Consider the following 11,866-nt stretch of genomic DNA (forward strand, 5'->3'; position numbering starts at 1 on the left):
GGGGAAACTATAATTACCACTTGTTCGCCAGCTTGCGCCGCCGGTTCAGTAGGGTTTGAAGCCGCTTCCGCTGGTTTTGACGCTGGCGTTCTTGAACCTGATATGTGCGCGGGTACAAATGTCAATTTGTACCACGCTAAATCTTCCGTTGTAAGGAATAACGTATAAGTTAATATTTTTTCGCGATCAAGTATTTCAGGACCAAAGTAATAACATACCGCGGAATCGCCTACAGAATGGGGCAGATTATTAAAAGACCGGCCTTGCGTAAAATTCAGTTTCCACGGCGCGTCATTTAATCTTTTCCAGTTTGCTATGTGTATAAGCTCAGGACCCTTTCCCAAACTTTCTACAGGATTAACGATGCTTCCCATTAAAGAAGTTTTACTTCCGCGTGAAAGCCAGAATAATTCGCTTGAATGGCCTTCTAAAAGAGTTTCCGACGTAATAACCTGCGTATTTGTAAGAAACGGAACCCTCCTTCGCCCTTCTCCCAAAGTCGTATCAAGCAGCAACCGCACTCCAATAGCGGATTTCACAGATGAGGTATTTTGAACCTTAATCGTTATCATAACCCCGTTTGTCGCTTCTGAACCGGAAGTTTTAACCGGCGTAAAAATCTGGGTCACTTTTACAAATGGCGATTCAAAAACAATGGCCGGATCCCCGTTTATCCGGTCAATTTTAGTTTGAAATTGCTTATTGTTGCCAAGACGGTAAACCTTGCCGTCTATGTTAATTGATAAAAAACTGGCTAAAGGCTCTTCGACGTTAAATAATGGCTCATAACGCCGCGTCTTAGTATCTGTAAGATAATAAAGCAAAAAACTGCCTGTCTTATTATTAAGAACCAGCCTGATATATCCGTCATTGGGAACCTTCGTTGAATCGCCGCGTTTGCTTTGTTCATTGCCTTCTTCCATCTGCATTAAAGATAAACAACCGCCAAATGTAAAAATTAATAAAAACAAGGCAAAAGTAAAAACTTTACGGGAGAACATCAGCGCCCTCCGCTTTCAGTATGATCTAAAATTTCCTGAACGTTGTTTCCAAGCTGTCTTGCCCTTTCAATTAAATAATCATTATATGTATACTCCACGCTTTCAGGTTCCTGTAATCTTCCTTCGGGCGCGGCAGATTCTTCGGTTGTTTGCTGCTGGGCGCCGCTTGGCCTGAATTCCTGATTGTTCATATTTAAAATAGCGCTTTCATTGTTTGAAAGTTCGGCTATCCGCCTTTGATACATGTTAAGGGTATATTCATAAGTTCTTATCGTTCTTTGGTAATCTTCGCTCGTGCGAAGAGCTTCTTCATGACTCCACTGTAAAAGAGCTAATAGTTCGGATTCTATTTTCTTTTGTTTAATTAAATCTATGCGGTAAGCGGCGGCTTCCACTTTAGGGCTGTCATTGTATCTTGCGATTACCCACGCGTAAAATTTTTCCGCTTCTTCATACTGCCCCATCGCGTATAAACATTCGCCCATCCAGAAAAAAGACGCAGCTCTTCTGTCCGCGGATTGGCGGTCGGCGTCCGTCGTGGATTGATTGTAATGGTTTAAATAAAACAGCGCTTCTTCGTAATAGCCCTGGTTATAATAAACTCTGCCGCGGTGGTAAAGCATATCTCTTGTATATGGCGAATTAGGCGCGATTTTTATAAGCTCTTCCATGTCCTTTACCGCGGAACCGAAATCTGAGTACGCCAGTTGGCTTAAAATAACCCAATAAAGAGCCGCTGATTTATCATTGACAGTTGGGGCAATTTCCTGCGCGCGGCGGAATTCAACAGCCGCTTCCTGATAACGAGCCAACTTATAAAGTTGTATTCCGTTTTGATACCTGCGCGTATACTGCGCCTGCGGACTTTCCTGCGCTCCCAGAAAATCAGCGCAAATCAGCAGTAATAACAAAACAAACGGCAAAACGCCTTTTTTATGTTTCATACTCATATTATATTAAATTTCGGCTGAAATTTCCAATAAAAGATGCGTCCAATAAAGAAAAATTTCCACCACGAACCACACGAACTAGTACAAAACATTATTCTCAAATTTCCTCTCGCAAAGACGCAGAGGCGCAAAGTTGTTATTTGCAGGATCATCGTTTTTCCTTCAAGATTTGTAGTTAAACTAATATATCTAGATCAATAATGGGCTATCGGACAGAAACTTTGCGCCTTCGCGCCTTTGCGAGATGTCTTTTGTGAATATTTAGCCTTGAAGCCTGTCTACAAGGCTTTTTTGGTCAGTATTACCGAAAAACGCTGACCCCATTACCAGCGTGTCAGCACCGGCTTTTATGGCTTTTTCGGCGGTTTTTTCGTTAATTCCGCCGTCAACGGAAATTCTGAACTTATAACCCTCTTTATCCCTTATTTTTGCCAGTTTTTCAACTTTTTTAAGACATTCGGGAATTAATTCCTGCCCGCCAAAACCGGGGTTTACGGTCATAATCAGAGCTATGTCGATAAAGGGCAGAACTTCCTCCAATACGGAACAGGGCGTGGAGGGGGCAATCGCTATGCCGGCAAGCACCCTTAGTTCGCGTAATTCCGTTAAGAATTTATGGGAATGAACCGCCGCCTCATAATGGAAAGTTATAGCGTCGGCTCCGGCGTAGGCAAAATCCTTTAAAAAATGCTCTGGATTGACTACCATTAAGTGAACGTCAAAAAAAGCCTTTGATTTTAAGCGTAAAGCGCGTACTAACTGCGGCCCGAAGGTTAAATTCGGCACAAAAGAACCGTCCATTACGTCCAGATGTACCCACGGAGCGCCCGAATCTTCGATCTCTGAAACGGCATTGCCAAAATTGGCAAAATCCGCTGATAAAATAGATGGTGAAACGACAATTTTGTTCATTTTTAACATCATACACTTTAGACATACTATTGTCAAACATAAAAAAAATGGTATACTGAAAAAAGGAAAAAATGGAAAATGGGCAGGTTGCGGGGCTGTTAAAAATAGCCTATGAAAAACTGAAAGCCTCTGATCCTGCGGCGGCTTGTAATTTTTTAGAACAAGCCATGGATTGTGACTATGAAAACGAAGAAATCAAACACGCGCTTAAATGCGTTAACTGGTGGCTTCAACACATCAGGAGGATTGACGATATAAAAAACCCTTACGAAAAAGGAGCTGCCTTAATTTCATTGTTAAAGCAATACTATGTTTTTCTGGAGCAGCTAAATCAAAATTTTGAACAGTGCCAATATTCCATAAGGTACTTTGTTTATTCAAAAGCGCTCTTTTTTTTTGAAGGATTACTTTCAAACCCGGCAAACCAGCATGACGGCGGTTTATTGCTTTTAGCTGGCCGCTGTTATAAGGGAATCGGCGATTATGACAAGGCGCTTAATTACCTTGTGCAGGCAATCAAAATAAAAAAGGACGACGCCGAGACTCTTGCCGAAGTGGCCGATATTAACGCTTTATTAGCGCGGACAAAAACTGCCAAGACATTGTTTAGGGAAGCTTTTTTCATAGATCCGTTAAAGATTGACATGCGGTTTATGGAATCGGCTTTTATTTTGAAACTTCGCGACAGCGTTTCACAGCTTGGTTACAGAGGCGAAGAATTAAGCGAATGGATACCCGTTTACGGATATTTATGGGGGGTATTTTCCGTAAAGCGAGAATTAAAACAAACCGAAGCGGGAAGGCTTAAACAGTCGATTTTTGCGCTGGAAGCCGAATATGATTCAAACCCCGCAAGGAAGCCAATTTTAAAGCCGAAGCTTTTAAATCATTATTTTTGGCTTATTGATTATTATGAAAACAGCCATGAGGATCCTTCATTGATTGAAGAGACCTTATTAAAAATAAAAGTAACCGATCCGGATATTTACAGTATGTATGCCCGGTAGGACAGGAGAAAAATTGTATGAATAATGCTGATACGGCGGTAACATTGTCAGAAAACGCGCAAACCCTTTTAAAAAATTTGCATGAAACGTTAAATGAAGAAAAATGGACCAGAGCGAGCTTGAGCAATTACTCAACCAACCAATTCAAGGAACTTGACGCGATTCTTAAAACTGCCCGTGAAGAAAAAGCTATTGACGAGCTTAAAAAAGACTGCGACGAACATTTAGTGCACACAAGGAACAGTTTAATCGCCCTTTATCTGTCAGGCATGATCGCCTTATCGCGCCAGATTATCGACGACTCGGCCATGATCAACCTTGTATCAATATTTTTAGATAACCACAAATGGGGTATCGTTAAATATCTGTGCGACAGGATTCTAGATCACGGCGAATCAAAGTACGCGCTAAGGACGTTAGCTGAATGTTATAAAAATGACAATGAAGAAGACAAAATATTAGGCGTTTGGGAAAGGCTTGTAAAAGTGGATTTTGAAGAAGCCGATATAACAAAATCCCTCGCTGAGCATTATGAAAAACAGGGCAAAAAAGAAGAGACTATTGATTACTATAAAAAAGCCCTTCACCGTTACATTAATAAGGGGAATTTCGCCAGCGTTAAGGAAATTTGGGAAAAACTTATCAGCATATCATACGAAGATATTGATTTCTTCCTTCACATTCAGAAAAAGATAGCGAAGGCGATAAGCGAAGACAAGACCGTAAGTTTGTTAAATGAACTTTACGCAAAATACAAAAACATTGATATTGACATAGCGATTAATATTTTAAAAATCATTCTTGAATACGACGAAAAGGACGTTCACGGGAGAAGGGAAATAATCGAGTGCTTCAGAAAAAAATACGCCGCCCACAGCCAGCTTGAGGAATACGTCCGCATTTCCAATCTTTCCCAGAATTACCGCGCCGTTCATCAGGCGATTGCCGATTTTGAAAAACACATAGCCTTTGACAAAGGCAATTTCGTGTATCACCGCACGTGGGGAGTCGGGCGCATCGCGAGCATTGTCGGCGATGAAATAAAAATCGACTTTTCAAAAAAGCGCGGTCATGTGATGTCGCTTAAAATGGCGGTAGACGCCCTTCAAACGCTTTCAAAAGACCATATATGGGTGTTAAAAGCCACAAAGAAAAAAGAAGAAATCCGCGAAAAAATTAAAGATAAAGACGAAAATATTATTTGGACTTTAAAAACAATAATAAAAAGTTTCGGCAACGCCTGCGACATGAAAAGGATCAAAGCGGAGCTCTCCCCCGCCCTGCTTTCCGCGGGCGAATGGGCGACTTGGAGTTCCAAGGCGCGCGACATATTAAAATCAAATCCCGATTTCGGGGTAAGTCCAGAGGACAGCGATATTTTCATCGTGCGCGACAGGCCGGTAAGCGTTACCGAGAAACTCTACAATGAATTCTGCGCCCAGAAGAATTTTTACGACAAAGTATCCGCGATTCGGGATTATGTCAATAATAAAAACGCCTCTTCTGATTCGGAATTGTTTATGGAAATGTTCTCCTACTTTACGGCATTTCTGCGCCTTCCTTCCCGAACGGAAGCGGAAGATTCGCGCAGATCCGCCGATACCGTGAATCAAAACGCCGAGTATGCGGTAGCGTCCTTTCTATTGTTAAATGAAATTACCGCGAATAAAAATTATTCCCATCTTAAATCGTCTTTTTCTTCGGATTTCGCGGAAATTTTTTCAAGCATTAAAGACGTTCCCGCGCTGTTTAAAAATTTAAAAGACACAAAATTAAAAACGGAACTGCTTAGCAATGTAAAACATTATATCGGTAATTGGCCTGACATCTATATAAAACTATTTCCCTATTCACAGCTTGCCTCTATTACAGAACAGCTTGAACAAGCCGGTTTTGAAGACAAACTTTCCGCTCTTTGCGTTGACTGTTTCGACCGCTACCGTGAATGCAGAGAGGCTGTCGTCTGGCTTTATAAAAACGCGATGGAAAAATCATGGTTTAAGTCGGCGAATATCGGCAAAGAAAAACAGCTTATCACCCTTATTCACATTTTAGACGTTACTTTCCGCGACATAGAAAATTCCAAGGACACCGTAGAAAACAGAAAAATTAACAAACTGGTTCATAACATACTTTTTAAAGAAGGCGAATTAAAATCATTTATCGATAATTCAGACGAAGACGCGATTATTAGAATTTTCACCTTTATTAACGACGTAAAAGACCTTGACCCGCAGGACAAACTCAATCTGCGCTCAAGAATCCTTGATAAATACCCGGGCTTTAAATTTTTCGGCGATACGGAAAAGAAAGTTTCCCGCGGGCTTTTGGTGACACAGGGCATGTACGAAGAGAAAAAGAAAATTCTCGCGCACATCATGGAAGTGGAAGTCCCAGCCAACTCAAAGGAAATCGAATACGCGCTTTCTTTGGGAGACCTGCGCGAGAACGCTGAATACAAGGCGGCGAAGGAAAAACAGGAACAGCTCAATTCACAGGTGGCAAAACTCAAGGAAGAAATCGAGAGGGCGCAGCTTTTCGACCCGAATTCCGTAAATACGCTCAAGGTATCCTTTGGCACAAAAGTTGTTCTTTTCAACGAAACTGCGGACAAAAAAGAGGAATTTACCATTCTTGGACCGTGGGAATCTGATCCGAATAAATTCATTATTTCCTATCTTTCTCCGTTTGGCAGTGCTATACTTAATAGGACGGAAGGTGAGAAATTTGAATTTGCCATTAACAAAGAGAAGATTTCCTATTTAATTGAGAAAATATCAGCGGTGGAAATTTAACGCTTGTTAATAAAGAGGTGAATTTATGAAAAGAAACATTTTTATATTTTTATTAATTTTAAGCGCTCTTTTTTGCGCTTACGGACAAAATAATTCCCCTGCCAACATTGATCTTGTGTTGCTTTTAGACACTTCATCAGGAATGAGTTCTTCTTATGATAATGTAAATGATTATATCACAGGTCAATTTCTTAACGATTTCCTGCGGGTAGGCGACACTTTTCATTTAGTTACTTTTTCCGCCAATCCCAAACTTGATTCAGCGAGGATCATTTTGGGAATAGGCGATATTGAAACAATAATAGGGCGCATGCTTATTCAATATCCGGTAGAAAACGGAAGCAATGTTACAAACGCGCTTGCCTTTGCCGAACGTTACGTGACTTCCCTTCCCCCGCGCGCGAAAAAAATCGTCCTTATTACCACGGGCGGCCCTGATACTGTTACCCTTGTAAACGCTTCAAAACAGCGCCTTAATTCCAGAAATACTACGCTGGATTATATTCAGGTGACTCCAGGCCGTCCTCTTTCCAATTTGCCAAAATCAGGCCGTCCAGAAGCAAAAACAACTACGGCTGCTAATAAACCAACATCATCAAATGCGGCGTCTCGTCCCCCATCTCAAACTGAAACAAAAACGGATACAACTTCTCAGGCGGGTAAAACTTCAGGGGCGGTAGCAGCAAAAGAAACGGCGTCAGGAACAAGCGTGACCGGTACAAACGCGGCTTCTGAAACAAATAAGTCTTCAGGAACAAATGTGACATCCGAGGCAAATTCAACTTCTGGTGCAAGTTCAGCCGCCGCGACGGGTACGACTTCCACGGAAGGCGCGTCTTCAGCGGCGAAAACGGACGCAGGAGAGGCAGGGCAAGTTTCTACAGGCTCCACTGGCTCAAACGTATCACAGCCATCAAAAACTGAATCAGGAAACGAAGCTTCCGTTTCAGATAACGCGTTAGCGTCTGACAATACTTCCAAGGTTACAAATAAAGATAAAGAAAGAAGCGGATTATTTTCTTCCTCATTGCCGTTTATTCTTTTAATAATTATTATCGCCCTTGTAATTTTAGGCCTTATTATTTATTTCGCGTCACGCAGGCTCGGCTCAAGCCCCAACCGCGTGATGGCGGAAGTCTCTTCTTCCGAAGACAAAACCAGATTCAAGGATCACAGCAAAGACCTTGCGAGTTACGCGGCGGTTCAGGGCAGGAGGACGACTCCCTACGAAGACAGGCCTGTAAAACTTGATAAAGACAAACAGCCCGCGATTAACGCGTCAGGCCCGCTCCTTTTAAATTTTATCGTAGAAGATCAAAATACGGAAATAGGAAAAAGGAATATCCATTCTTTAAAATCGGGTTACGGCCTGTCTGTTGGCGGCGGAAAAGCGGACGACTATCTTATTTTCCTTGTTCCAATGCCGTCGCATATCGGTGAAATACGGAGGAACGGCGCCTCGCTTTCATTTATCCCGCAAAAACCGAAATATTTCCCAGAGATCGGCTCGAATGAAGTAAAGGACTGCATAAACAAATCAATAAGAGTTGTTTCAGATAAGAATTACGAGATGCGTTTCAGGTTTGAAATGTATGAAGACCCTCTTGTCGCGCTGAACCGCATGCTTATGTCCGTTAAAGTGCCGGGCTGACATTTTGCATTACCACCTGATTATAAAAAACGGGATTCTTGTTACTCATTTAAGAACTTATAAGGCTGATGTCGCCATAAGAGACGGAATAATTTGCAGAACGGGCGACTTGCACCATAACGACACCGCCGATGACATATATGACGCGGAAGGCAAACATATACTGCCGGGCATTATCGACGCCCACGTTCATTTTCGCGACCCAGGCCTTACTGAAAAAGAAGATTTTGAAACAGGCAGCGTCGCGGCGGCTTTTGGCGGCGTAACCACGGTCGCGGATATGCCGAATGTAATTCCCGTTACGTCAACCGCGCAGAATTTAAAAGAAAAAATTAAAATAGCGCAAAAAAAATCTTATGTTGATTTCGCCCTATTCGCGCTATTAACAAACGATAATTTGGACGAAATGGAAAAATTAAAAAAATTGGGCGCATTGGGTTTTAAAGTTTTTTTTGGAACTTCAACCGGCGACATCGCTTGCCCATCAGCCGGTATTTTAATTCAACAGATGGAAAAAAGCGTAAAACTCAATTTGCGAATAGGGTTTCATTGCGAAACAAGCGAGATAAATTCGTACTTTACAAGCGTCTGTAAAAACAAAACAAATTTAAGCGACGGCAAATTGCTGTCTCAGGCAAGGCCGGTAATGTCGGAAGCGTTAGCGGTTCAGACTGTCATTTATTACAATGAATATGCAAAGGCTAAAATACATATCCATCACATAACGTCCGACAGAGGGCTTTCGCTAATCGCGCAGGCCAAACAAAAAAAAATGGACATATCAACGGAAGTATGCCCCCACTATCTTTTATTTGTCGATACTCAAGACGCGCACAAGGTATACCCGCCGATTCGCGGACAAGAAGACAATAAAGCCCTATGGCAGGCTTTAAAAAGAGGCGAAATTAATTTTATAGCGAGCGATCACGCCCCGCATACTAAAGAGGAAAAGGCTCTTCCGCTTTGGGACGCGCCGGCGGGTATTTGCGGAGTTGAGACTACAGTTCCCCTTATGTTGAACGAAGTAAACAAAGGAAACTTGTCTCTTAATGATTTTGTGCGCTTTTCAAGCGAAGCGCCCGCAAGGATTTGGGATATCTACCCTCAAAAGGGAAATCTTCGCGACGGCGCGGACGCTGATATTACCATTGTTGACATGAACATGAAAAAAGTAATCAGGGCAAGCGAACTTCATTCAAAAAGCAAAACAACCCCTTATGAGGGAATGGAAGTGCAAGGCTGTCCCGTATCGACATTAGTAAGAGGAAAATTTGTAGTGAAGGACGGAAAGCTCACAGGCGTTAAAGGACATGGAATACACGTTAAACCAAAATGCTTGCGTTAATCATAAAAAAGGCAAATCCCAAAAACTTTTTCCGCCCCGCCCTCTTTTAATACGTTAGAACAAACTTCCATTGTAGAGCCTGTCGTCATTACATCATCAATTACTAACGCTACATCCGGCGTGTCGCCGTTTATGACAATTCGTCCTTTTAAATTTTCAAGGCGTTGTGAGCGGTTTAACTGTTTTTGTGCCTTTGATTTGCCGCGTTTTAAACAGCGGCTTACAACAACGCCGGGCAAATACTTTTTAAGTCTTTTCACAAGATAATCAACCTGATCCCAACCCGCCTCCTTAATTTTACCGGGTCTCGGCGGAACAGGAACAATTACCGCGTTTCGCAGAAGCGGCTCATTGTTAATAACTTCCGCGATTTTTTCCGCAAAAAAATCCGCGACAGGCAGTTTTTTCCCGAATTTATACGCCGTAAGCAGCTTGCGGTATTTTCCCGTATACGGAAAAAGCGCCCATAACCTGTCATAAGAACGCCTCGCGTTACGGCAGGACAGGCATGTCTCCTCCTCGCTAATCAGCGGTTTTCCGCATACTATGCATTTGCCATTGTCAGCCGCGACGGAATCAATCATTAAAACGCAGTCCCTACACAGCCCCAACCGTATTTCATCACTCCCGATTAACGCGCTTTCGCAAAGAGCGCAATTTTCCGGAAAGAGCAGGTTTTTCGCCTGCAAAAAGATTTTCTTAAAAGTTTTCATAACCCTATATGGGTGTGCAGATGCGTGGCGCTTGACTGAATTTGAAAATTTTTTTTCGAAATATTTATAAAAACGGTCAAGCGCCACGCATCTGCACGCCATATATAGATGAACCTTTTTTTGAAGGTTCAGGAAAAAACTATTATGGAGTTGTTTTGACAGACGAAGAAAAAAGGGCTAAAATTATTAAAATAATAAATCAAGAAGAGGGCATAGCGATGGCGGTAGACACATTGATAAACATCACCAAAGACGAAATAGAATATGCGCGGATGACTACTCTGATAAAGAGCGAACTTGACTGGCGAAGCATGATAGCAGACGCTGAAGACAAAGGCCGTAAAGAAGAAAAACTTGAAAACGCCCGAAAGATGAAAACAATAGGTTTTTTAACGGAACAGATACAAGCTGTTACCGGGTTATCGACCGAGACAATCGCCAAGTTGTGAGACAGACAAAAGTGGTTAGTAATTAACGGGTAGTGATTAGCGTTATTATTAGTAAACTGAACTTATTGCCATACTCTTAGCTTACAAAGAACACAAAGAGAGAGTAGGCACGATGCGCTGCCTCCTCCCTCTTTCTTCATTTTTCTCTCTTCTTTTTTCTTTTTCCCCGACATGATATACTTATTTTATGAATGTCATAATCAATGAATCAGCATTAAAGCACAAGGACATAACCGAGGAAGATATACTCAAGGCATTGGCGTTTCCTCTGGTTGACCGCCTTATGCCAAAGTATCAGAACAAGTACTTGCTCATTGGTTTTGACCATAATGGCAATTTGCTTGAAATCATGTATAATATAAGGACGGATGGGAGTTATAATGTCTTTCATGCCATGAAATGCAGAAAAGAATTTTATCATTTAGCGGAGGAGAATTATTATGTCTGATATGACCGAACAAGAAGCATGGGAACTGGACGAGCTTTTAACCAAGACCACCCCAGAGGTAAGCCCGACAGTGGAGGGGCCTTTTATCAAGCACCGCAATATGATGGTTATTCTTGATCAGTTTTCAGCGCAGTATCTTACAGCTAAAATGTTATCAACCAAACAAAGTCCTACGGAAATCATCAGCAGTATGATCCGCCGCGAACTGGGTCTTTCAACTTCACTTGATCACGCTCCAGCGTCCACTACCCACTAACTCCTACCTCTCATTCTTCATTTTTCTTCCCCCTTTGTGTCCTTCTCTTTCTCCGTGTCCTTTGTGAGAATTTTTTTGTATAAATCCAAATCGGAATATTGTTGCCTGACACTAAGCGTGTACTCTGTTCAAAACAATTGGATATATAGCCCGTTCAAAAGGCATGGCGCAAATTGCAAGGGAATTGAACCTCAACAGGGAGGGATTGTATACCGCTCTGTCTCCGCAGGGAAACCCATCCTTTATAACCATAGTACGGGTACTGGACAATTTAGGATTTCAGTTAAGCATCAGGCAGAAAGTACCGACATAATGGCAGACGTGCTGGGGCTTTGCCCT

12 protein-coding genes are annotated in these 11,866 nt (G+C 42.2%); 8 read left to right on the forward strand and 4 right to left on the reverse strand.

The window, feature by feature from the left end; all coding sequences use genetic code 11:
* The 3 genes from ACYVRA_RS05365 to rpe all read right to left on the reverse strand — a co-directional run.
* Nucleotides 1-1,001, reverse strand: a 1,001-nt coding sequence (locus tag ACYVRA_RS05365; RefSeq protein WP_461251722.1) for a hypothetical protein, incomplete at its 3' end; no start/stop codon positions are given.
* A complete protein-coding gene (locus ACYVRA_RS05370; RefSeq protein WP_461251723.1) occupies nucleotides 1,001-1,945 on the reverse strand; it encodes a tetratricopeptide repeat protein in 945 nt (314 codons plus the stop codon). The genes ACYVRA_RS05370 and ACYVRA_RS05365, both read right to left, overlap by 1 nt.
* A gap of 267 nt (nucleotides 1,946-2,212) precedes the next feature.
* Nucleotides 2,213-2,875, reverse strand: a complete 663-nt coding sequence (gene rpe, locus ACYVRA_RS05375) for a ribulose-phosphate 3-epimerase (protein WP_461251724.1) — start codon at nucleotides 2,873-2,875, stop codon at nucleotides 2,213-2,215.
* 59 nt (nucleotides 2,876-2,934) lie between these two features.
* Here rpe and ACYVRA_RS05380 point away from each other — a divergent pair, with 59 nt between their 5' ends.
* Genes ACYVRA_RS05380 through ACYVRA_RS05395 form a run of 4 tightly spaced genes read left to right on the forward strand, consistent with a single transcriptional unit; the run spans nucleotide 2,935 to nucleotide 9,661 of the window.
* Nucleotides 2,935-3,870, forward strand: coding sequence for a tetratricopeptide repeat protein (locus ACYVRA_RS05380; RefSeq protein WP_461251725.1), 936 nt, complete (start codon nucleotides 2,935-2,937; stop codon nucleotides 3,868-3,870).
* Between the two features lie 17 nt (nucleotides 3,871-3,887).
* The gene (gene greA / locus ACYVRA_RS05385; RefSeq protein ID WP_461251726.1) at nucleotides 3,888-6,665 is read left to right on the forward strand and encodes a transcription elongation factor GreA; all 2,778 of its coding nucleotides are present in this window, start codon (nucleotides 3,888-3,890) and stop codon (nucleotides 6,663-6,665) included.
* 25 nt (nucleotides 6,666-6,690) lie between these two features.
* A complete protein-coding gene (locus ACYVRA_RS05390) occupies nucleotides 6,691-8,316 on the forward strand; it encodes a hypothetical protein (RefSeq protein WP_461251727.1) in 1,626 nt (541 codons plus the stop codon).
* A 4-nt stretch (nucleotides 8,317-8,320) separates the two neighbouring features.
* Nucleotides 8,321-9,661 carry a dihydroorotase gene (locus ACYVRA_RS05395; protein ID WP_461251728.1) on the forward strand — a complete coding sequence of 447 codons (1,341 nt, stop codon included), beginning with the start codon at nucleotides 8,321-8,323 and terminating at the stop codon, nucleotides 9,659-9,661.
* On the opposite strand, the gene ACYVRA_RS05400 is transcribed toward ACYVRA_RS05395, so the two are convergent.
* Nucleotides 9,658-10,374 (reverse strand): double zinc ribbon domain-containing protein, encoded by a 717-nt coding sequence (locus ACYVRA_RS05400; RefSeq protein ID WP_461251729.1) that lies wholly within the window; start codon nucleotides 10,372-10,374, stop codon nucleotides 9,658-9,660. The two genes, ACYVRA_RS05395 and ACYVRA_RS05400, sit on opposite strands and share 4 nt — an antisense overlap.
* Before the next feature lie 155 nt (nucleotides 10,375-10,529).
* Here ACYVRA_RS05400 and ACYVRA_RS05405 point away from each other — a divergent pair, with 155 nt between their 5' ends.
* From ACYVRA_RS05405 to ACYVRA_RS05420, 4 genes are all read left to right on the forward strand, one after another.
* A complete protein-coding gene (locus tag ACYVRA_RS05405) occupies nucleotides 10,530-10,823 on the forward strand; it encodes a hypothetical protein (protein ID WP_461251730.1) in 294 nt (97 codons plus the stop codon).
* A 187-nt stretch (nucleotides 10,824-11,010) separates the two neighbouring features.
* Complete coding sequence (locus tag ACYVRA_RS05410; RefSeq protein ID WP_461251731.1) at nucleotides 11,011-11,271, forward strand: hypothetical protein; 261 nt, start codon at nucleotides 11,011-11,013, stop codon at nucleotides 11,269-11,271.
* Nucleotides 11,264-11,527, forward strand: a complete 264-nt coding sequence (locus tag ACYVRA_RS05415; RefSeq protein WP_461251732.1) for a hypothetical protein — start codon at nucleotides 11,264-11,266, stop codon at nucleotides 11,525-11,527. The genes ACYVRA_RS05410 and ACYVRA_RS05415 overlap by 8 nt, the downstream gene beginning before the upstream one ends.
* Nucleotides 11,528-11,663: 136 nt before the next feature.
* On the forward strand, nucleotides 11,664-11,840 hold the full coding sequence (locus ACYVRA_RS05420; RefSeq protein ID WP_461251748.1) for an addiction module antidote protein: 177 nt from the start codon (nucleotides 11,664-11,666) through the stop codon (nucleotides 11,838-11,840).
* The last annotated feature ends 26 nt before the right edge of the window (nucleotides 11,841-11,866 follow it).

This window comes from Treponema sp. R8-4-B8, assembly GCF_054786175.1.